This is a genomic window from Streptomyces boetiae (assembly GCF_031845405.1).
GTDB lineage: Bacteria > Actinomycetota > Actinomycetes > Streptomycetales > Streptomycetaceae > Streptomyces > Streptomyces boetiae.
This window is the reverse complement of the sequence record NZ_JAVREN010000049.1, coordinates 1-20,232: the sequence shown is the minus strand read 5'-3', so window position 1 is coordinate 20,232 and position 20,232 is coordinate 1. Positions and strand designations below refer to the sequence as shown.

At 78.1% G+C, this 20,232-nt stretch carries 22 protein-coding genes; 15 read left to right on the top strand and 7 right to left on the bottom strand.

Annotated elements, in window-relative coordinates; all coding sequences use genetic code 11:
• Positions 1-68 precede the first annotated feature (68 nt).
• A complete protein-coding gene (locus tag RM780_RS23475; protein WP_394813063.1) occupies positions 69-893 on the top strand; it encodes a CPBP family intramembrane glutamic endopeptidase in 825 nt (274 codons plus the stop codon).
• A 361-nt stretch (positions 894-1,254) separates the two neighbouring features.
• Here the strand turns inward: RM780_RS23475 and RM780_RS23470 are convergent, their stop codons facing one another.
• The gene (locus RM780_RS23470; RefSeq protein WP_311632858.1) at positions 1,255-1,965 is read right to left on the bottom strand and encodes a DUF4232 domain-containing protein; all 711 of its coding nucleotides are present in this window, start codon (positions 1,963-1,965) and stop codon (positions 1,255-1,257) included.
• Positions 1,966-2,322: 357 nt separating this feature from the next.
• On the opposite strand from RM780_RS23470, the gene RM780_RS23465 reads away from it, so the two are divergent.
• A complete protein-coding gene (locus RM780_RS23465) occupies positions 2,323-3,489 on the top strand; it encodes a DMT family transporter (protein WP_311632857.1) in 1,167 nt (388 codons plus the stop codon).
• Here RM780_RS23465 and RM780_RS23460 read toward each other — a convergent pair.
• Positions 3,373-4,038 carry a pyridoxamine 5'-phosphate oxidase family protein gene (locus RM780_RS23460; RefSeq protein ID WP_311632856.1) on the bottom strand — a complete coding sequence of 222 codons (666 nt, stop codon included), beginning with the start codon at positions 4,036-4,038 and terminating at the stop codon, positions 3,373-3,375. The two genes, RM780_RS23465 and RM780_RS23460, sit on opposite strands and share 117 nt — an antisense overlap.
• A gap of 50 nt (positions 4,039-4,088) precedes the next feature.
• Between RM780_RS23460 and RM780_RS23455 the strand changes: the two genes are divergently transcribed.
• The 6 genes from RM780_RS23455 (at position 4,089) to RM780_RS23430 (ending at position 9,454) form a co-directional block, all read left to right on the top strand.
• A complete protein-coding gene (locus RM780_RS23455) occupies positions 4,089-5,420 on the top strand; it encodes an aminotransferase class I/II-fold pyridoxal phosphate-dependent enzyme (protein ID WP_311632855.1) in 1,332 nt (443 codons plus the stop codon).
• A 66-nt stretch (positions 5,421-5,486) separates the two neighbouring features.
• Positions 5,487-6,317 (top strand): HipA family kinase, encoded by an 831-nt coding sequence (locus RM780_RS23450; RefSeq protein WP_311632854.1) that lies wholly within the window; start codon positions 5,487-5,489, stop codon positions 6,315-6,317.
• Complete coding sequence (locus RM780_RS23445) at positions 6,314-6,727, top strand: DUF3037 domain-containing protein (protein WP_311632853.1); 414 nt, start codon at positions 6,314-6,316, stop codon at positions 6,725-6,727. Before RM780_RS23450 ends, RM780_RS23445 begins: the two co-directional genes overlap by 4 nt.
• Positions 6,728-6,849: 122 nt before the next feature.
• Positions 6,850-7,611: a 3-oxoacyl-ACP reductase FabG gene (fabG, locus tag RM780_RS23440; RefSeq protein ID WP_311632852.1), complete on the top strand. Its 762-nt coding sequence runs from the start codon at positions 6,850-6,852 to the stop codon at positions 7,609-7,611.
• 99 nt (positions 7,612-7,710) lie between these two features.
• A complete protein-coding gene (gene ung, locus RM780_RS23435) occupies positions 7,711-8,427 on the top strand; it encodes a uracil-DNA glycosylase (RefSeq protein WP_394813061.1) in 717 nt (238 codons plus the stop codon).
• A gap of 124 nt (positions 8,428-8,551) precedes the next feature.
• Complete coding sequence (locus RM780_RS23430) at positions 8,552-9,454, top strand: Gfo/Idh/MocA family protein (RefSeq protein WP_311632851.1); 903 nt, start codon at positions 8,552-8,554, stop codon at positions 9,452-9,454.
• A gap of 72 nt (positions 9,455-9,526) precedes the next feature.
• Here RM780_RS23430 and RM780_RS23425 read toward each other — a convergent pair whose 3' ends face one another.
• A complete protein-coding gene (locus tag RM780_RS23425; protein ID WP_311632850.1) occupies positions 9,527-10,435 on the bottom strand; it encodes an undecaprenyl-diphosphate phosphatase in 909 nt (302 codons plus the stop codon).
• A 241-nt stretch (positions 10,436-10,676) separates the two neighbouring features.
• Here RM780_RS23425 and RM780_RS23420 point away from each other — a divergent pair, with 241 nt between their 5' ends.
• The gene (locus RM780_RS23420) at positions 10,677-11,522 is read left to right on the top strand and encodes a spermidine synthase (RefSeq protein ID WP_311632849.1); all 846 of its coding nucleotides are present in this window, start codon (positions 10,677-10,679) and stop codon (positions 11,520-11,522) included.
• A 128-nt stretch (positions 11,523-11,650) separates the two neighbouring features.
• Here the strand turns inward: RM780_RS23420 and RM780_RS23415 are convergent, their stop codons facing one another.
• Positions 11,651-12,511: an EamA family transporter gene (locus RM780_RS23415; protein WP_311632848.1), complete on the bottom strand. Its 861-nt coding sequence runs from the start codon at positions 12,509-12,511 to the stop codon at positions 11,651-11,653.
• 110 nt (positions 12,512-12,621) lie between these two features.
• Between RM780_RS23415 and RM780_RS23410 the strand changes: the two genes are divergently transcribed.
• The 4 genes from RM780_RS23410 to RM780_RS23395 all read left to right on the top strand — a co-directional run bounded on the left by RM780_RS23410 (position 12,622) and on the right by RM780_RS23395 (position 15,566).
• Positions 12,622-13,203, top strand: a complete 582-nt coding sequence (locus RM780_RS23410; RefSeq protein WP_311632847.1) for a helix-turn-helix domain-containing protein — start codon at positions 12,622-12,624, stop codon at positions 13,201-13,203.
• Between the two features lie 41 nt (positions 13,204-13,244).
• Complete coding sequence (locus RM780_RS23405; protein WP_311632846.1) at positions 13,245-13,799, top strand: YbaK/EbsC family protein; 555 nt, start codon at positions 13,245-13,247, stop codon at positions 13,797-13,799.
• A gap of 430 nt (positions 13,800-14,229) precedes the next feature.
• Positions 14,230-14,520, top strand: coding sequence for a heavy-metal-associated domain-containing protein (locus RM780_RS23400; RefSeq protein ID WP_311632845.1), 291 nt, complete (start codon positions 14,230-14,232; stop codon positions 14,518-14,520).
• Between the two features lie 56 nt (positions 14,521-14,576).
• Positions 14,577-15,566: a hypothetical protein gene (locus RM780_RS23395; RefSeq protein WP_311632844.1), complete on the top strand. Its 990-nt coding sequence runs from the start codon at positions 14,577-14,579 to the stop codon at positions 15,564-15,566.
• Between the two features lie 116 nt (positions 15,567-15,682).
• On the opposite strand, the gene RM780_RS23390 is transcribed toward RM780_RS23395, so the two are convergent.
• From RM780_RS23390 to RM780_RS23380, 3 genes are all read right to left on the bottom strand, one after another.
• Positions 15,683-16,525, bottom strand: a complete 843-nt coding sequence (locus RM780_RS23390; RefSeq protein WP_311632843.1) for a pentapeptide repeat-containing protein — start codon at positions 16,523-16,525, stop codon at positions 15,683-15,685.
• Between the two features lie 88 nt (positions 16,526-16,613).
• Positions 16,614-17,027: a CoA-binding protein gene (locus RM780_RS23385; RefSeq protein WP_311632842.1), complete on the bottom strand. Its 414-nt coding sequence runs from the start codon at positions 17,025-17,027 to the stop codon at positions 16,614-16,616.
• A 53-nt stretch (positions 17,028-17,080) separates the two neighbouring features.
• Positions 17,081-17,707, bottom strand: a complete 627-nt coding sequence (locus RM780_RS23380) for a YigZ family protein (RefSeq protein ID WP_311632841.1) — start codon at positions 17,705-17,707, stop codon at positions 17,081-17,083.
• 183 nt (positions 17,708-17,890) lie between these two features.
• Here RM780_RS23380 and RM780_RS23375 point away from each other — a divergent pair, with 183 nt between their 5' ends.
• Together RM780_RS23375 and RM780_RS23370 are read left to right on the top strand one after the other, a co-directional pair.
• On the top strand, positions 17,891-19,042 hold the full coding sequence (locus RM780_RS23375; RefSeq protein ID WP_311632840.1) for an exonuclease SbcCD subunit D: 1,152 nt from the start codon (positions 17,891-17,893) through the stop codon (positions 19,040-19,042).
• On the top strand, positions 19,039-20,232 hold a 1,194-nt coding region (locus RM780_RS23370), incomplete at its 3' end, for an AAA family ATPase (protein ID WP_311632839.1). The genes RM780_RS23375 and RM780_RS23370, both read left to right, overlap by 4 nt.

Below are 20,232 nucleotides of genomic sequence, written 5' to 3'. Positions count from 1 at the left end.
CCGGGCGGGCCCGGGGACGCACGGCGGCGCGCGGCGGGCCGGGGCGCCGGACGGGAGGCGGAGTGCGGCTGCGGCCCCAGGAGACCACGGACCCGGCGCCGGGCGAGGGCCCGCCGCCGCTGCCGCGGCGCGCCCTGCGCCACGAGGTGCTGCTCGTGCTCGCCGTCTCCCTGGGCGCCAGCGCCGTGGGCGCCCTGATCAGCTTCTCCGGGGTGCTCACACGCCCCGGCGGGCTCGGCGAGCAGACCGCCACGCTCAACGCCTCCCGCGCGCCGGACCGGCCCTGGCTGGACCTGGCCTGGCAGCTGTTCGGCATCGCCACCGACCTGGCGCCGGTGCTGCTGGTCGCCCACCTGCTGCTGCGCGAGCGGGCCGCCGGGGGCTACGGCGGGGGCGGGCTGCGCCTGCTGGGCTTCGACGCCCGCCGCCCGCGTTCGGACCTGGCCCGGGGCGCGGTGGTCGCGGCGGGCATCGGCGGCAGCGGCCTGCTGCTCTACCTGGGCGCGCACGCCGCGGGGGCCAGCCTCACCGTGGTGCCCGAGTCCTTGCCGGACGTGTGGTGGAAGTTCCCGGTGCTGATCGCCTCCGCGCTGGAGAACGCCGTGCTGGAGGAGGTCGTCGTCCTGGGCTACCTGCTGCGGCGGCTGTCCCAGCTCGGCTGGACGCCCACGGGGGCGCTCCTGGCCAGCGCGCTGCTGCGCGGCAGCTACCACCTCTACCAGGGGCTGGGCGGCTTCTTCGGGAACGCCGTGATGGGCGTGATCTTCGTCTGGCTCTACCGCCGCTGGGGCCGCGTGATGCCCCTGGTCGTCGCCCACGCCCTGATCGACATCGTCGCCTTCGTCGGCTACGCCCTCCTGGCGGACCACGTCGACTGGCTCCCGACGGGCTGAACGCGCCCGGCGGACGCTTGTGGCCGGTCCGCCCGGCGGGCAGGCGGACGAGGCCCGGACGGCCCGGACCGGAGTCGCGTCGGCCGTCGGCCGGTGGCGGGGGAGGGCATTGGGCGGCCGGCTCCCCGTGGCGGGGCGGGGCCGGGCCCGCCCCGCCACGGGAGAGGGGTGGGGCGGGGCGGCAGCCCCCGGCGCGGGGCCCGCCGCCCGCGTCCGGCTCTTGCGCGGCGCGGCCATGCCGCTGAACGGTCGTTCGGCCGCCCGCCCGGGCGCGGTCCGTCGTGCGCAAGGGCGGGCAGCTCCGGGCCCGGGGCTGCCCGCCCGCCACGGCCGTCGGCGTCGGCCCGCGGCAGCCGGGCGATCAGCCCCCGTCCGGCCCCGTGCCCGCCGCCAGGGGGAGGGCCTCGATGCGGCCGGCGGAGCAGACCGCGCCCAGGTCCCAGTCCGCGGAGGTCGGGCTGTAGGTGTCGGGCGGGATGACGGCCAGGGCCGCCGGGTCGGGGCCGCAGCCGGTCTCCGGGTCCTCCTCGCCGGGGACGGTGGTCCAGTGCAGGCGCGTCCACGCGGAGGCGCCGGGCTCCAGAGTGACGCGTCGCGGCTCGGACGAGCGGTCCCGGACGGTGGTGGTGGGCAGCTCGCTGCCGTCGCCCGCGGTCAGCCGCAGGCCGGGCCAGCCTTCGGTGCGGCAGGCCACGTCCGAGGTGTTGGTCAGGACCAGCGCCGCGTAGCGCTGGCCCGCGCCCGGGTCCAGCGGGCTGAGGGCGGCGGACAGGCTCTCGGGGGCGCACCACGGGTCGCCCGCCGGGGCCTGCGGCGAGGGGGAGCCGTCGGAGCCGGTCGGGTCAGGGGACTGCCCGGGCGTCGGCGCCTGCCCGTCCTGGCCGGGGGAGGCGGGCTCCTCGGCGGGCGCCGAGCTCTCGGGTGCGGGACCGGCCGCGGTGGTCGCGCCCGCGGCGGGGTCCTCCGAGCCCTCGCCGCAGCCGGCCACGGCCAGCGCCGCGAGGGCGGCGCACCCGGCCAGGGCGGCGACGCGGGAAAGGGGACTGCGGCGGTGGGGGACTGGCGAGTTCATGGGTCCTCCGGTGGGGGAGTCGGCTGGGCGGAGGAGAGCGCCGTGCCCCGGTGGGACGGGGGCACGCCCCTACCGGTTCCCCCGCTCCCCCCGGGCCACGCCTCCCCACCGCCCGGCGCGCCGGGGCCCGTTGCCCACCCCCACGGGCGGCCCCTAGGCTGACGGCCATGCGAAGGAACGTTCTTCCGCCTCCGGCCGCCTGAGCGCGGGCCGGACCACGAGACGCCGCCGGGCCTCGCGCCCGCGCGCGGACGGGCCTGCCCGCAGACGGGAGCAGGTGCCAGCAACCGCCGCCCTCCGCCGGCACGCCCGGCCGGACGCGGCGCCGTCCAGTTCTCGCGGGAGTCCTCGCTCGCCATGCCTTTTTTCGCCTCCTCCCGGCCCGGCTCCGCACGCCCGGCCGCCCCGCCTCCGCGGCCGTTCCCGGAGCCGCCCGCCCCGTCGTTCCCCCGCCCGCCCGCCGAACTCTCCGGCGCCCGCGGCCTGCTGCTGGTCGCCCTCGCCGCCGCCGCGTGGGGAACGGCCGGGGCCGCCGCCGCGCTGGTCTTCCGTGCCGGCGGCCCCGGCCCCCTGGCCCTGACCTTCTGGCGCTCGGCCGCCGGCTGCCTCCTGCTGCTGGCCGTCCTGGCGCTGCGCCCCCGGCGCCGCCGGCCCCGCCCCGCGGCCCCGGCGCGCCCTGCCGCCCGCCTGCGCCGTGCCGCCGGAACGGCCCTGCTCGGGCTCGCCTTCACCGTCTTCCAGGCCGCCTACTTCGCCGCCGTCCAGGCCACCGGCCTCGCCGTGGCCACCGTCGTCACCCTCGGCTCCGGGCCGGTGCTGATCGCCCTGCTGGCCCGCCCCGTCCTCGGCGAGCGGCTGGGCCGCGCCGGGGCGCTCGCGGTGGCCGGGGCCTGCGCCGGTCTGGCCGTGCTCACCTTCGGCGGCGCCGGGGGGCCGGGCGAGGTGCGCCCCGGCGGGGTGGCCCTGGCCCTGCTCTCCGCCGCCGGCTACGCCGCCCTCACCCTCCACGGCCGCCTGCGGGCCGCGGGCGACGGCGGCGACCCGCTGACCACCACGCTGACCTCGCTCGCGCTGTGCGCGGCGTGCCTGCTGCCCCCGGCCGCCGCCGAGGGGCTTCTCCCGGCCGGCGCCGACCCCGTGCGTTCCCTGGTGCTGACGGCCTACCTCGCGGCCGTTCCCACCGCCGCCGCGTACGCCCTCTACTTCACGGGGCTCGGAGCCGTGAAGGCCGCGACCGCCTCGCTGATCGCGCAGATCGAGCCCGTGACGGCGGCGCTGATCGCCTGGCTCCTGCTGGGCGAACGCCTCACCGCGGGCACGATCGCGGGCGGCCTGCTGCTGCTCGGCTCGGTCGCCGGGCTCCTCGCCGCCGAGGCGCGGCCGGGCGGGCCCGGGGCGCCGGGCGGGTCAGGGACGCGCGTACGCCGTCAGGTAGCCCGGGGCGGGCCCCGCGCAGTCCGGCGCGGGGACGGGCGCGCCGTGGACGGAGGCGACCGGCAGGACCCCGCTCCAGTGCGGGAGTGACAGGTCCCGCTGCTCGTCGTTGGGCCCGCCCGCGCGGACCTTGGCCGAGACCTCGGCCAGGTCCAGCGCCAGCACGGCCGTGGCGGCCAGCTCCCGCGCGTCCGCCGGGCGGCAGTCGGCCGCCCGGCCCGGCACCACGTGGTCCACCAGCAGGTCCAGGGCCCGCGCCTTCTCCGCCGCGTCCGTGACCTGCCGGGCCGTGCCGTGCACCACCACCGAGCGGTAGTTGACGGAGTGGTGGAACGCCGAGCGCGCCAGCACCAGCCCGTCCACGTGGGTCACGGTCAGGCACACCGGCAGGCCCGGCGCGCCCCCGGCCTCGCGCAGCGGGCGGGACCCGGTGGAGCCGTGCACGTACAGCCGCTCGCCGTCGCGGGCGTACAGCGTGGGCAGTACCACCGGGGCGCCCTCCCGGACGTACCCGAGGTGGCCGACGTATCCCTCGTCCAGCAGCGCGTGCACCAGCGCGCGGTCGTAACGCGCCCGCTCCCGGGCCCGGGCCGGGGTGGTGCGCGGGGTGGCCGGGTAACCGGCGGCGGTCTCCGTCACGTCGCTGACCCTCCTTGCGCCCTGTTACGCACTAGGGCAAAATCTATTTTGTGCTAGGAGAATACCGGATCGAGGGTCGGCGCGCCGCCGAGATCGCCGCCAGCGTCGAACACGGCATCGACGCCGGGCACCTGCGCCCCGGCGCCCACCTGCCGCCCCAGCGCGAGCTGGCCGCCCGCCTCGGGGTCAACGCCAACACCGTCGCCGCCGCCTACCGCGCCCTGCGCGAGCGCGGCGTCATCGAGACCGCCGGGCGGCGCGGCAGCCGCGTCCGCCCCCGCCCGGCCACCGCCCCCCGCGACGAGCTGCGCGTCGAGGCGCCCCCCGGCGCCCGCGACCTGGCCTCCGGCGACCCCGACCCCTCACTCCTGCCGCCTCTGGGCCCCGCCCTCGCCGAGGCGGCGGCCCGCGCCGGGCGTTCCCCCGTCCTCTACGGCGCCCCGTCCGTCGGCGCGGACCTTGCCCGCGCCGCCCGCGCCCGCTTCGACGCCGACGGCGCCCCCGCCGGGCCCGTCGCCGTCACCTCCGGCGCCCTCGACGCCATCGAGCGGCTCCTGGCCGTCCACCTGCGGCCCGGGGACGCCGTCGCCGTGGAGGACCCCGGCTGGGCCGCCCTCCTCGACCTCGTCCCCGCCCTCGGCCTGCGCCCCCTCCCCGTGGGCCTGGACGAGGAGGGCCCGCTCCCGGAGGAGGCCGAGCGCGCCCTGGCCTCCGGCGCCCGCGCCCTGCTGCTCACCTCCCGCGCCCAGAACCCCACCGGCGCCGCCGTCACCGCCGCCCGCGCCGCCGGGCTGCGCGCGCTCCTGGCCCGCCGGCCCGGCACCCTGCTGATCGAGGACGACCACGGCGAGGGCATCGTCGCCCGTCCCCCGCACCTCGTCGCCGGAACGACCCGGCACTGGGCCGTGGTCCGCTCCACCGCCAAGGCCTACGGCCCCGACCTGCGCCTGGCCGTCCTGGCCGGCGACCCGCTCACCGTCGACCGGCTCCTGGGCCGCCAGCGCCTGGGCCCCGGCTGGGTCAGCCACCTCCTCCAGGACACCGTCGCGGCGCTGTGGCGCGCCGGGGCCGTCGACCCCGCGGCCGTCGGCCGCGCCTACGGCGCCCGCCGCGACGCTCTGCTGCGCGCCCTGGCCGCCCGCGGCGTGAGCGCCCACGGCCACAGCGGGCTGAACGTCTGGGTGCCCGTCCCCGACGAGACCGGCGCCCTGGCCCGCCTCCTCCAGGCCGGCTGGGCCGCCGCCCCCGGCGCCCGCTTCCGCCTCGCCTCCCCGCCGGGCCTGCGCCTGACCGTCTCCACCCTCGCCCCCGAGGAGGCCGGCCCCCTGGCCGAGGCGGTGGCCGCCGCCCTGCGCCCACCGCCCCCCGGCCGCCGCTACTGACGGCCCGGTCCCCGCGCCCCCGAAAGCCCGTCGCGGCCCCTGCCGGGCGCGCCCTAACCTGGCCGCATGCTGCGCGAAACGTCCGCGACCCGCTACGTCACCCCCCTGCGCGAGGGCGGCTCCCTGCCGGGGATCGTGGAGGCCGACGACCTCGGCACCTACGTCATGAAGTTCACCGGCGCCGGGCAGGGCCGCAAGTCCCTGGTCGCCGAGGTCATCTGCGGCGAACTCGCCCGCGCGCTCGGCCTGCGCGTCCCCGAGCTGGTGCGGATGCGCCTGGACCCCGTCATCGGCCTGGCCGAGCCGGACCAGGAGGTGCAGGAGCTGCTGAAGGCCAGCGGCGGCCTCAACCTCGGCATGGACTTCCTGCCCGGCTCCCTCGGCTTCGACCCCCTGGCGTACGCCGTCGGCGCCGAGGAGGCAGGCCGCGTCGTGTGGTTCGACGCCCTCGTCGCCAACGTGGACCGCTCCTGGCGCAACCCCAACCTCCTCGTCTGGCACGGCGACCTGTGGCTCATCGACCACGGCGCCGCCCTCATCTGGCACCACAACTGGCCCACCGCCGCCGCCTTCGCCGCCCGCCCCTACGATGCCTCCGACCACGCGCTCGCCCCCTTCGGCCCCGACCTCGCCGGCGCCGCCTCCGACCTCGCCCCCCGCGTCACCGGGGACCTGCTCGCCGGGGTGCTCGCACAGGTCCCCGACGAATGGCTCGCCGGGGAGCCCGGCTTCGAGGGCCCCGAGGCGGTCCGCGCCGCCTACGCCGAGGTCCTCTCCGCCCGCGCCGCCGGCCTCCCGGAGCGCGTCACCCTCGGCCCGCCCACTCCGCGCCGCCCCTCCCGCGCCCCGGGCTGGCTCACCGGCCGCCCCCGCGCCGCCGGGGAGGCGGCCAGGTGAGCGCCGCACCGGGGGCCGCCGCCCAGGGACCGGGCCGGGACGTCTTCGAGTACGCCGTGCTCCGCGTCGTGCCGCGCGTGGAGCGCGGGGAGTTCATCAACGCCGGGGTGATCCTCTACTGCCGCGCCCGCTCCTTCCTCGCCGCCGCCACCCACCTCCACGAGGAGCGCCTGCGCGCGCTGGACCCGGACGCCGACCTCGCCGGGGTGCGCGCGGCCCTGCACGCCGCCGAGTGCGTCTGCCGCGGGGGAACGGACGCCGGGCCCGCCGCCGGGGACGAGGCCGGGCGCCGCTTCCGCTGGCTGATCGCCCCCCGCTCCACCGTCGTTCAGCCGGGCCCCGTGCACACCGGGCTGACCGCCGACCCGCACGCCGAGCTGGCCAGGCTCCTTCAGGTGCTGGTGCGCTGACCGGCGCGCCGCACCCGGGCGGCCCGTCCCTTCGTTGACAGGGGGCGGGGCGCCTTCCTACCGTCGCCCCTGCGATAGTTACTGAGCGGTTGTTCAGCTCACGACGGCGAGGAGAAGCCAGCATGTCCACCACCGACCAGCGCGTCGCCATCGTCACCGGTGCGGCCCGGGGCATCGGCGCGGCCACGGCCGTCCGGCTCGCGGCCGAGGGCCGCGCCGTCGCCGTCCTCGACCTGGAGGAGAGCGCCGGCAAGGACACCGTGGACGCCATCACCGCCGCCGGCGGGCGAGCCCTGGCCGTCGGCTGCGACGTCTCGGACTCCGAGGCCGCCGCGGCTGCCGTCGCCCGGGTCGCCGAGGAGCTGGGCCCGCCCCAGATCCTGGTCAACAACGCCGGCGTCCTGCGCGACAACCTGCTGTTCAAGATGAGCGACGCCGACTGGGACACCGTGATGAACGTCCACCTGCGCGGCGCGTTCCTCATGACCCGCGCCTGCCAGAAGCACATGGTGGACTCCGCCTTCGGCCGGGTCGTCAACCTCTCCTCGTCCTCCGCCCTGGGCAACCGCGGCCAGGCCAACTACTCCGCCGCCAAGGCCGGCCTCCAGGGCTTCACCAAGACCCTCGCCATCGAGCTGGGCAAGTTCGGCATCACCGCCAACGCCGTCGCCCCCGGCTTCATCGCCACCGACATGACCGCGGCCACCGCCGCCCGCGTCGGCATGGAGTTCGACGACTTCCAGAAGGCCGCCGCCGACGCCATCCCGGTGCGCCGGGTCGGCCGGCCCGAGGACGTCGCCGGCGCCATCGCCTACTTCACCTCCGACGCGGCCGGTTTCGTCTCCGGCCAGGTGCTCTACGTCGCCGGCGGCCCCCTGGACTGACCCCTCCGCCCCGGGCGGGGAAGGCGCCCCCGTCCGCGGACCGGGCGCGCGGGCCGTTGTCAGTGGCCGGCGGTACGTTCGTCGGCGAAGGCTCAAGCCATGACAACGCCCCGCGCACCCACGGAGGTTCACGACGTGACCGGCATGCTCCCCGCTTCCTGGCAGGACGTCCTCGGCGACGAGCTCGGCCGGCCCTACTTCAAGGAGCTCACCGAGTTCGTCGAGGAGGAGCGGGCCCGCGGCCCGGTCTACCCGCCCCGGGACGAGGTCTTCGCCGCCCTGGACGCCACCCCCTTCGACCGGGTGAAGGTCCTCGTCCTCGGCCAGGACCCCTACCACGGCGAGGGCCAGGGCCACGGCCTGTGCTTCTCCGTGCGGCCCGGCGTGCGCATCCCGCCCTCCCTGCGCAACGTCCTCAAGGAGCTGCGCGAGGAGCAGGGGCACCCCCTCCCGGACAACGGGTACCTCATGCCCTGGGCCCGCCAGGGCGTCCTGCTGCTGAACGCCGTGCTCACCGTCCGCGCGGGCGAGCCCAACTCCCACAAGGGCAAGGGCTGGGAGAAGTTCACCGACGCGGTGATCCGCGCCGTGGCCGAGCGGGAGCAGCCGGCCGTCTTCGTGCTGTGGGGCTCCTACGCGCGCAAGAAGCTCCGGCTGATCGACACCGCCCGGCACGCCGTCGTCGAGGGCCCGCACCCCTCCCCGCTGTCCGCGCAGAAGTTCGCCGGCACCCGGCCGTTCACCCGGATCGACGAGGCGCTCGCCGCCCAGGGCCACGACCCCGTGGACTGGCGCGTCCCCGACCTGGGGGTGTGACGCGCGGCGGGCCCGCCCGTATGCTGCCCCTTCCGCCGGTGCCCGCCCGGCCGCCGCCCCCGCGGCCCCGGGCTCGCGCGCCGGCGGCGGGGCCACCGACGAGGAGGCGGAGGAGGCGCGCAAGGTGAAGGTCGGCCTGATAGGGCTCGGGGACATCGCCCACAAGGCATACCTGCCGGTGCTCACCACCCAGCCCGGCGTCCAGCCGCACCTGCACAGCCGCAGCGCCGCCACCCTGGAGCGGGCCGGCCTCGCCCACCGGGTGCCGCCCGAGCGGCTACACGCCGACCTGGACTCCCTGCTGGCCGCCGGCCTCGACGCGGCCTTCGTCCACGCCCCCGCGCCCGCCCACCCCCCGCTCGTCGCCCGCCTCCTGGCCGCCGGGGTCCCCACCTACGTCGACACGCCCCTCGCGGACGGTGCCGCCGGGGCCCGCCGCCTGGTCGAGCTGGCCGAGGCCCGCGGCACGGCCCTCGCCGTCGGCTTCACCCGCCGCCACGCCCCCGCCTACGCCCAGTGCCTGGAGCACCCCCGCGACCTGATCCTGATGCAGCGCCACCGCCGCGGCCTGGCCGAGGACCCGCGGCGCCTGGTCTTCGACTCCTTCATCCACGTCGTGGACACGCTGCGCTTCCTCGCGCCCGGGCCCGTGGAGGATGTCACCGTCACCGCGCGGGTCCGCGATGGCCTGCTGGATCACGTGGTGCTCCACCTGTCCGGGGACGGATTCAGCGCGGTCGGCGCGATGAGCCACCGCTCCGGCTCGGACGAGGAGATCCTGGAGATATCCGGCCAGGACCGCAAGCGCGAGGTGCGCAACCTCGCCGAGATCGTCGACCACAAGGGCCAGCCCAGCGTCCGCCGCCGCGGCGACTGGGTCCCGGTGGCCCGGCAGCGCGGCATCGAACAGGCCGCGCTGTCCTTCCTGGAGGCCGTGCGGGCCGGCCGCGCCCCCTCGGCCCGCGACGCCCTGCGCACGCACGAGCTGTGCGAGCGGATCGTGCGCGAGGCCCTCGGCCACGGCTGACCGGCGGCCCGGGCCCGGCCGACGGCCCGCGGCCGGGCGTTCGAACGGGGCCCAGGGCGACGGGCGCCCCGGTCAGGACTCCTCGGAGACGACCTCGTCGCCGGTGCCCACGTCCTCGCCCTCGTGCGGCTCGACCGCCCCGGCCCAGATCAGCGCCAGCAGCACCACGCCCACCACGATCCGGTACCAGACGAACGGCATGAAGCTGCGCGTGGAGATCCACTTCATGAACCACGCGATGATCGCGTACCCGACGCCGAAGGCCACCACCGTCGCGAAGATCGTCGGCCCCCACGAGACGTGCGAGCCCTCCTCGCCGATCGAGGTCAGCTCGTACAGCCCCGAGGCCAGCACCGCCGGGACGGCCAGCAGGAAGGAGTACCGCGCCGCGGCCTCCCGCCGGTACCCCAGGAACAGGCCGCCCGTGATCGTCGCCCCCGAGCGCGAGACGCCCGGCACCAGCGCCATCGCCTGGCACAGCCCGAACAGCAGGCCGTCGCGCACCGTCAGCTGCTCCAGCGTCTTGCGCTCGCGCACCGCCCGGTGCCGCCCGCCCGTCGCGTCCCGCATCGCCAGCCGATCCGCGACGCCCAGGATCACGCCCAGCACGATGAGGTTCACCGCGATCAGCCGCAGGTCGCGGAAGGGCCCCTCGATCGCGTCCTGGAGCGTCAGCCCCAGCACGCCGATCGGGACCGAACCGATGATCACCAGCCAGCCCATCCGGGCGTCCGGGTCCGAGCGCGCCGACTTGTCCCTCAGCGACCTGAACCACGCCCCGACGATGCGCGCGATGTCCTTGCGGAAGTAGATGAGCACCGCCGCCTCGGTCCCGATCTGCGTCACCGCGGTGAACGCCGCCCCCGGGTCCTCCCAGTCGAACGCCACCGCGGTCAGCCGCAGGTGGGCACTGGAGGAGATCGGCAGGAACTCCGTGAGCCCCTGGACCAGACCGAGAATCAGCGATTCGAACCAAGACATGGACTGAGCGGCATCCCGGGGGAGTGGCGGTTCACGGACGTCGCCAAGCAGCGGCAAGCGGGCACGACACCGGCAGCGACGCGCGCGAGGCGAGATCACTCTAAGCCAGCCCCGGGGGTGCCCCGTACCGCGGGCGGGCGGAGGGGCGTTCCGCTTCCGCGGCCGTCGCCCCGCCCGCCCGCCGCTCCCGGCCGAACGGCCCGGCTCGCCGCGCCGCACGGCCCGGCGGCAGAATGGTGCGGTGCCCGAGCCGCTGCCCGTCACCCGCGCCACCGACCTGGGCACCGCGCGCCTGCTGCCGGACCTGGACCGGCCCGGCGCCTGGCTGCTGACGGTGGACGACGCGCCCCAGTCCTACGTGGACCCGGCCGACCCGCTGCACCTGGAGTTCGAGTACGTCCGCCGGCTCGCGCTCCTGCTGGACGCCGCCGCCCCCGCCGGGCGCCCGCTGGACCTCCTCCACCTCGGCGGCGGCGCGCTGACCCTGCCCCGCTACGCCGCCGCCACCCGCCCCGGCTCCCGCCAGCGCGTGGTGGAGGCGGACGCCGCCCTGGCCGCCCTGGTGACCGGGCACCTCCCCCTGCCGCCGGGCTCCGGGATCGCGGTGGAGATCGCGGACGCCGGGGCGGCGCTGGCCGCCACCACGCCCGGAAGCGCCGACGTCGTCCTCGCCGACGTCTTCGGCGGCTCCCGCATCCCCGCCCACCTCACCGCGCTGGGCCACGCCCGCGCCGCCGCCCGCGCGCTGCACCCCGGCGGCCTCTACGCCGCCAACCTCGCCGACGCCGCGCCCTTCGCCTTCCTGCGCTCCCAACTGGCCACGCTCGGCGCGGTCTTCCCCGAGCTGTGCCTGATCGCCGAGCCCGCCGTGCTGCGCGGGCGCCGCTTCGGCAACCTCGTGGTGGCCGCCTCCCGCGCCCCGCTGGACGTGGCCGCCCTGGCGCGCGCGGCGGCGGCCGACGCCTTCCCGGCCCGCGTCGTGCACGGCCCCGATCTCGCCCGGCTGGCCGGCGACGCGCCGCCCGTCCCCGACCACGCCGCCGTGCCCTCGCCCCGGCCCCCCTCGGGCGCGTTCACCATCGGCTAGCCCGGCCGTGACCCGGCGCGCGCCGCCGGCCGCGAGACCGCGAGACCGGCAGACCGCGGGGGAGAACGCCCGCCCGCGCCCGGCCGGGCCCCCGCGGGCCGTCCCGGGCCGAGGGGGGAGCGGCGGCCTCAGCCCGAGGCGAGCAGCAGCGTCCCGGCCAGGGCCAGGCCCGCGCCGAGCGACTGGGCCGCGCGCAGGCGCTCGCGCAGCACGCCCCGGGCGGCGAGCGCGGTGACCACCGGGTAGAGGGAGGCGAGCACGGCCGCCACCGTGACCGGCCCGATCCGCGCGGCCAGCGCGTACGTGGCGTTGGCCGCGACATCGGCCAGGCCCACGAAGGTCAGCGAGGGCAGCGCCTCCCGCACCGCGGCCACGCCGCCGTCCGGCAGCACCGGGGTCCCGCGCCGGGCCCCGGCCCAGAGGGCCGCGCCCCCGGCCAGGACATTGCACACCCGCTGGACGAACAGCGCGAGGAAGAGCCCGGTCACCGAGGTCGACGCCTCCGCGATCAGGGCCAGCACCGCCCCGAAGCCGAAGGCGGCCCCGACCGTGTACCCCAGGGTCCTGCGCCGCACCGCGGCCCCGCCCGCCTGCGGCCCGCCCGCGAGGACCACCCCGCCGAAGGCGACCAGGAAGCCGAGGTACTGCACCGGCCCGGGGCGTTCGCCCAGCGCCAGCGCCACGCCGACCGGCACGACCACGGCCGTCGCCACGAGCGGCGAGACCACGCCCATGGGGCCCAGGGCCAGGGCGCGGTAGAAGAAGAGCATCGCCACCGGCCCGATCAGCCCGGCCGCCACCGCGAACCACAGCCGCGCGCCCGCCTCGCTCCACGCGCCGGTGGCCAGGACCACCGCGCCGAGCACCGCCGCGGCCAGCGCCTGCGAGACGACGACCACCGTCAGCGCGGGCATGCGCCGCGTCAGCAGCCCGCCGCCGAAGTCGGCAAGACCCCACAGCAGGCTGGTGGCCAGGGCCAGGGCGACCATCGGGCACCTCGCAGTACAGTACGTTGAACGATCGAGTCGGGCTCAGTGTAGTCCATTGTGCTGCACTGCCCGAACAAAATAATGACCCGCACCGGAGGGGACGTCGTTCCGTGACCGACCTCGACCAGCTGACCCAGTCGCTGGCCCGGAACCTCAGGCGCCTGCGCACCGAGCGCGGCCTGACCCTGGACGCGCTCGCCGCCCGCGCGGGCATCAGCCGCGGGATGCTCATCCAGATCGAGCAGGCCAGGACCAACCCCAGCATCGGCACCGTGGTCAAGGTCGGCGACGCCCTGGGTGTCAGCATCACCACACTCCTGGGCGCGGAGCGCCGCCCGGCGATCCGCCTGGTCCCGCCCGAGGAGGCCGTGCGGCTGTGGTCCACGCCCGCGGGCAGCCACAGCACGCTGCTGGCCGGCACCGAGGCGCCCGGGCCGCTGGAGCTGTGGCGCTGGCGCCTGATGCCGGGGGAGGGGCACTCCTCGGACCCGCACCCGTCCGGCACCTCGGAGCTGGTGCACGTCACCGCCGGCGTGCTGACCGTCGTTCTCGACGGCGAGGAGCACCGGGTGGCCGCGGGCACCTCGGCCTCCTTCGAGTCGCACGTGCCCCACGGGTACCGCAACGACGGGGCCGAGCCCGCCGAGATGACGATGGCCGTCTCCGTGCCGCCCGCCCCGCCGTCCCGCTGAGGGGGCGTCAGGAGGGGGCGCGCGCTGCTAGGTTCCCTGGCATGCGCGCTCCCATCGGCTCCTTCGACGACGCCCGCCCGGCCCCGCTGGCCGCCGATCTGCTCCCGCCCCCCGTGGCCGAGGCCGTCCGCGCCTGGCGCGGGCCGGTGCCGGCCGAGCATCTGATCTGGGTGGACTCCGACCCGGCCGTGGCCGACACGGCGGACTTCGTGGCCACCTACGGCGAGGACCTGCTGGACGCCTCGGCCAACTGCGTGGTCGTGGCGGGCAAGCGCGGCGGCGCCTCCCGGCTGGCCGCCTGCGTGGTGCTCTCCCGCACCCGGGTCGACGTCAACGGCGCGGTCCGCCGGCTGCTCGACGTCCGCAAGGCGTCCTTCGCCCCGCGCGAGACGGCCACCGGCGAGACGGGCATGGAGTACGGCGGGATCACGCCCATCGGGCTGCCCTCCGAGTGGCCGCTGCTGGTGGACGCGGCCGTGGTGGACCTCCCGCACGTGCTGCTCGGCAGCGGGCGGCGGCGCGGGAAGCTCATCGTCCCGGGGAAGGCCCTGCGCCAGCTCCCGGCCGCCGTGGTGGTCGAGGGCCTGGGCCGCTGAGGGCGCGGGGCGCCCGCCCCGTCCCGCGGTGACGGCCGCCCCCCCCGCTCGCGCGTCGCTTCCCCGATCCGCCCGCGGGCGCCCGTGCCCCGGAGCGGGGGTCCCGGCCCGCGCGCCCCTCGCCTCCCCGGGGTGCCCCTGACGTGCGCGGCTGCCGGTGGGTTCGCCGCGGACTCGCTCCCGCCCCGGCGTGCCGGTGCCCCGCGGCCGGCCGCCACCTGCTTCCCATATACCCCCCAGGGTATCCCCGCGAGAGCCTCCCTTCGTGCCCCCTGGGGGTATCGGGATCGCTGTCGCGGGCCGGCCGCCATCGCCTCGCGCTCGCCGCTCCCCGCCGCTTGACTTATACCCCAGGGGGGTATGTATGGTGAAGGCGTGCACCGGCCCGGCGGGCCCGGCGCACGCCCCCTCGGCGAACAGGAGTCACGTCATGAGCACCGCCCCCTCCCACCCGGTCCCCGTCCGCGCGGAGTTCACCGTCACCGGCATGACCTGCGCCCACTGCGTCGCCTCGGTCACCGAGGAGGTCGGCGCCCTCCCCGGCGTGGAGTCCGTCGACGTGGACCTGGCCACCGGCGCCCTGGCCGTCACCAGCGCCGGCCCGCTGGCCCCCGCGGCCGTGGCCGCCGCCGTCGAGGAGGCCGGCTACACGGCCACCCCGGCTGCCCAGGCCGGGACGACCGAGCCGCCCGCCGCCTGCTGCGGCGGCGCCTGCCACTGACCCCCGCCCCCCGCACCACCCCCCGGGCGGCCCAGCCGCAGGAAAGGACAGCAGCGATGAAGACGGTCACCCGCGCCGGCGCCTACTCGGCCGGCCTCGCCGTCGCCTTCGGAGCGGCGTTCGGCATAGGGAACGCGATCGACCCGGTCGCCTCCGACCCGCCGCCCGCCCACGGCCGGCACGGCGGCTCCGCACCACCCGCAGCGCACGAAGAAGACGAGCCCATGAACGAGCACGGCGGCACCGAGCACGACACCACCGAGAACGCCCCCGCCACCCCCGGCGGCCTCCAGATCTCCGAGCGCGGCTACACGCTCGTCCCGCCCGCCGAGCCGGTCCCCGCGGGGGAGCGCGCGGACTTCCGCTTCCGCGTGCTGGGCCGGGACGGCGCGCCCCTGACCCGGTACGAGGAGGCCCACGGCCAGGACCTGCACCTCATCGTCGTCCGCCGCGACCTCTCGCGGTACCAGCACGTCCACCCCACCCTGGGCGAGGACGGCACGTGGAGCGTTCCCCTGACGTTCCCCGACCCCGGCGCCTACCGGGTCTTCGCGGACTTCACCCCGGCCGGGGACGAGGACGGCGCGCTCACCCTCGGCGCCGACGTCTCCGCCGCCGGGCCGTACGAGCCCGAGCCGCTGCCCGAGCCGGACCGGACCGCGACCGTGGACGGTTACACCGTGACGCTGGAGGGCGACCTGGCGGCGGGCGCCTCCTCCGAGCTGACCCTGTCCGTCAGCCGCGACGGCGAGCCCGTCACCGACCTCCAGCCCTACCTCGGCGCCTACGGCCACCTCGTGGCGCTGCGGTCCGGCGACCTGGCCTACCTCCACGTCCACCCGCAGGGCGAGCCCGGCGACGGACGGACCCCCGCCGGTCCCGGCATCACCTTCCACGCCGAGGCCCCCAGCGCCGGCGCCTACCGCCTCTACCTGGACTTCCGGCACGAGGGGCGGGTGCGGACCGCCGAGTTCACGGTCACGGCCGGCGAGGCGGAGGGCGGCGGCCACGCCGGGCACGGCTCCGGCGAGGGCCACGCCCACTGACGGCACCCGCCGCACCCCGGTGCCGGGCCCGCGCCCGGCGCCGGGGGTTCCCGCGTCCGTTCGACGTCCCCGCTCGCGCGCCGTCGTCACCGGTCCGCGCGCGGGGCGTTGCCCTCTCAGGCCCGGCCCGGCCAGTGCGCGGGCCGGACCAGTGCGGCGGGCAGCCGGGTGCGGGCATCGCCGCGGGCGGCCCCGGCCTGGGGCTGGGTGAGGAAGAGGCTCGTGGAGAGGTCGGCCCCGCGCAGGTCCGCCCCGCGCAGGTCCGCGCCGATGAGGTCGGCTCCTCGCAGGTCCGCCTCCCGAAGGTCGGCGCCCAGCAGCAGGGCGCCGCGCAGGTCGGCCCCGCGCAGGTCCGCGCCGCGCAGCCGGGCCCCGGCCAGGTCCCCGCGCCGGAGCCCCTGGCGCGCGCGACGGCCGGAACCGGTCCCGGCGCGCGCCAGCGCACTGGCCGCGCGCAGCGCGTCGCGCACCCGCTCCCGGTGCGCCGCCAGGTCGAGGGCGGGCAGCTCGACGGCCGGCAGCGAGGCCAGCCGCTCGGTCTCCGCCAGCAGCGCCCGCAGCTCGCCGCGCAGCCGTCGCGCGGCGTCCAGGCCCAGGGCCTCGGTCAGGTACCACAGCAGCTCGTGAAGCTGCCGCGCCACGGGGAAGGCGGCGGCCATCGCCGCGGCCGTTTCCGGCGCGGCGCGCCAGTCCCGCCCGCCGAAGGTCTCCCGGGACACGCGCTGCCCGGCGCCGAAGCAGTCGTAGGCCGTGCACCCGGCGTAGCCGCGCTCGCGCAGCCGGGCGTGGATGCGGCAGCCGAAGTCCTCCCCGAGGTGCCCGCACGGCTCGCCCGCCGCCTTGTCGGCCGCGAAGTCCGCCGAGGCCGCGAAGGGCAGCACCACGCAGCACAGCCCGAAGCAACTCGCGCAGTCCCCGCGCAGCCGCTCCCGGCCCTCCGCCGCCTGCGCAGCGTTCATACGCGGCCCCCTTCCTCCCGTTCCCCGGGACGCTGGTGGTCGCCGGGCCGGCCCCACCCTAAGCCGCGGGCCGCCACGCCCCGGCGCCTCAGCGCAGGCCGAGCGCCCCCAGCTCGATGGCCGGGCACAGGTCCATCACCATCTCAGCACCCGCGGCCCGGGTGCGGACGTAGGCGTCCTCGTCGATCACCCCTAGCTGGAACCACACCGCCCGGGCCCCGATCGCCACCGCCTCGTCCGCGACGGCCCCGGCCGCCGCGCTGTTGACGAAGACGTCCACCACGTCCACGGGGAAGGGGATCGCGGACAGCGAGGCGTACCCGCGCTCGCCGTGCACGGTCTCCGCGCGCGGGTGCACCGGCACCACGCGCTTGCCGAAGCGCTGCAGCACGGCCGCCACCCCGTAGGCCGCACGGCCGCGGTTGCCGGAGAGGCCCACCACCGCCCACGTGTCCCCGGTCTCGGTCAGAATCCTGCGGGCCGTCTCCCTGTCGCCATACATGCCCCGCACAACGACGGCCCGCCGGTCCGCCATTCCCGGGCCCGGCCCCCCGCTCACGGCGCCCGGTACGTCTCCCCGCCCAGCGTCACGCGCGCCTCCCCGGCCGTCGCCCCCGCCAGCCACTGGGCGAACGCCCCCGCCTCCGCCTCCGGCAGCCCCACCTCGATCGTGACCTCCGCCCCGTACGTCACCCGCCGCACGTCCCGCCCGGCCGCCCGCAACTCGTTCTCCAGCCGCCCCGCCGCCGCGTGCCCCACCGTCACCGAGACCAGCCGCAGCCGCCGCCGGGGAACCGTCCCCACCGCGTCCAGCGCCTCCCCGACCACCCCGCCGTAGGCCCGGATCAGGCCCCCCGCGCCCAGCTTGGTGCCCCCGAACCACCGCGCCACCACCGCCACGGAGAACCGCACCTCCCGCCGCAGCAGCATCCGCAGCATCGGCAGCCCGGCCGTTCCGCCCGGCTCGCCGTCGTCCCCGCTGCGCCGCACCTCGCCCGCCGCGCCCAGCACGTAGGCCCAGCAGTGGTGCGTGGCGTCCGGATACCGGGCCCGCACCCGCGCCAGGAACGCCCGCGCCTCCTCCTCGGTGGCGGCCGGGGCCAGCGCGCACAGGAAACGCGAGCGGCTGACCTCCCGCTCGTGCTCCCCCTCGCCCGCCACCGTCAGGTACCCGTCCCGCATCCCGCCAGCCTAGAACCCCCCACCCCCCGGCCGCCGGGGGCGGCACTGTCCGACCCGGGTGAGACACTGAGGGACCGTGAGCACAGCACACGGCGAAGGGCAGGGCCGGGAAGGCCGGATGAGGCAGGGGGCTCACCCAGGCCCCGGGGGCCTGGGAGGTGCCCCCAGCGGGCGGGCGGCGCGGTGAGGTTCCTGCACACCTCCGACTGGCACCTGGGCCGCTCCCTGCACCGGGTCTCCCTGCTCGACGCGCAGGCCGCCTTCCTCGACCACCTCGTGGAGACCGCCCGCGCCGAGCGCGTCGACGCCGTCCTGGTCGCCGGCGACATCCACGACCGCGCCGTCCCCCCGCTGCCCGCCGTGCGCCTCTTCGACGACGTCCTGCACCGCCTGGCCGGCCACGGCATCCGCGCCGTCCTCATCTCCGGCAACCACGACTCCCCGGCCCGCCTCGGCGTCGGCGCCGGCCTCATCGGCCGCGCCGGCATCCACCTGCGCACCGACCCGGCCGCCTGCGCGACGCCCGTGCTGCTCACCGACCGGCACGGCGAGGTCGCCGTCTACGGCCTGCCCTACCTCGAACCCTCCCTGACGCGCGGGGAGTTCGGCGCGCCCGAGACCAGCCACGCCGCCGTGCTCGGCGCGGCGGCCGAGGGTGTGCGCGCCGACCTCGCCACCCGCCCGCCCGGCACCCGCTCCCTCGTCCTGGCCCACGCCTTCGTCACCGGCGGCCAGGGCTCCGACAGCGAGCGGGACATCACCGTCGGCGGCTCCGCCGCCGTCCCGGCCTCCGTCTTCGAGGGCGTCGACTACGCCGCCCTGGGCCACCTCCACGGCTGCCAGACCCTCACCGACCGCCTGCGGTACTCCGGTTCGCCCCTGGCGTACTCCTTCTCCGAGGCCGGGCACCGCAAGACGACGTGGCTGGTCGACCTCGACGCCCGCGGCCGAGTCGCCGCCGAGCGCGTGGACTGCCCCGTCCCCCGCCCCCTGGCCCGCGTCCGCGGCACCCTGGAGACCCTGCTGGGCGACCCCGCGCTCGCCGCCCACGAGAACGCCTGGGTCGAGGCCACCCTCACCGACCCCCTGCGGCCCGAGGACCCCATGGCCCGCCTCGCCGCCCGCTTCCCGCACCTCCTCAGCCTCGTCTTCGCCCCCGACCGCGCCCCCGACGCCCCCGCCACCTACGCCGAGCGGGTAGCCGGGCGCGACGACCAGCGCATCGCCGAGGAGTTCGTGGCACACGTGCGCGGCGGCCGGGCCCCGGACGAGCGCGAACGCCAGGACCTGCGCGCCGCGCTGGAGGCCGCCCGCGCCGCGGAGGCCGCCCGATGAGGCTGCACCGGCTCACCGTCACGGCCTTCGGCCCCTTCCGCGGCACCGAGCACGTCGACTTCGCCGCCCTCTCCGCCGCCGGCCTCTTCCTTCTCCACGGCCCCACCGGCGCGGGCAAGACCTCCCTGCTCGACGCCGTCTGCTTCGCCCTCTACGGCTCCGTGCCCGGCGCCCGCCAGAGCCCCGCCGTCTCCCTGCGCAGCGACCACGCCGACCCCCGCACCCCCACCGAGGTCGTCCTCGACCTCACCCTCGCCGGCCGCCGCCTGGAGATCACCCGCCGCCCCGAGCAGGAGCGCCCCAAGGTCCGCGGCACCGGCACCACCCGCGACCGCGCCCGCACGTGGCTGCGCGAGCAGGACCCCGCCACCGGCCGGTGGCGCCCGCTCAGCCACTCCCACCAGGAGGCCGCCGAGGAGCTGGGCGGGCTGCTGGGCATGAGCCGCGACCAGTTCTGCCAGGTCGTCCTGCTGCCCCAGGGTGACTTTGCCCGCTTCCTGCGCGCCGGAGCCGAGGACCGCGCCAAGCTGCTGGGCCGCCTCTTCGACACCCGCCGCTTCGCCGCCGCCGAGGCCCACCTCGCCGAGCGGCGCGCCGGCGCCGAACGCGAGGTGCGCGCCGGGGACGAGGCGCTGCTGGCCGTCGCCCACCGCGTCCGCCAGGCCGCCGGCCCCTGGCACCCCCCGGACGGCCCGGCCGGCGAGGGCGCGGGCGGCCCCGGCCCCGGCGAGCCCGGACTCGCCGACGCGGTCCTCGCCGCCGCGGCGCAGGCGCGTTCCGCCGCCCGCGAGCACCGCGACACCGCCGCCGCCGCCCTGGCCGCCGCCGAGGCCGCCCACACAGCCGCCCAGCGCGACCACGCCGGGGCCGCCGAGCGCGCCCGCCTCCAGCAGCGCCACCACGACGCCGCCCGCCGCGCCGCCGCCGTGGAGGCCGAACGCCCCGCCCGCGAGGCCGCCCGCGCCCGGCTGGAACGCGCCCGCGCCGCCGAGGCCGTGGCCCCCGCCCTGCGCCTGCACGCCGCCGCCCGCGCCGAGCACGCGGCAGCCCTGGAGGCCGAAAGCCACTCCCGCGCCGCCCTCCCCGGCGAGCCCGCCGACGCCCCCGCCGGCCACCTGGCCGCCCGCGAACGCGCCGCCCGCGAACGCCTCGGCGCCCTCACCGCCGCCCGCCGCGCCGCCGCCGTGGAG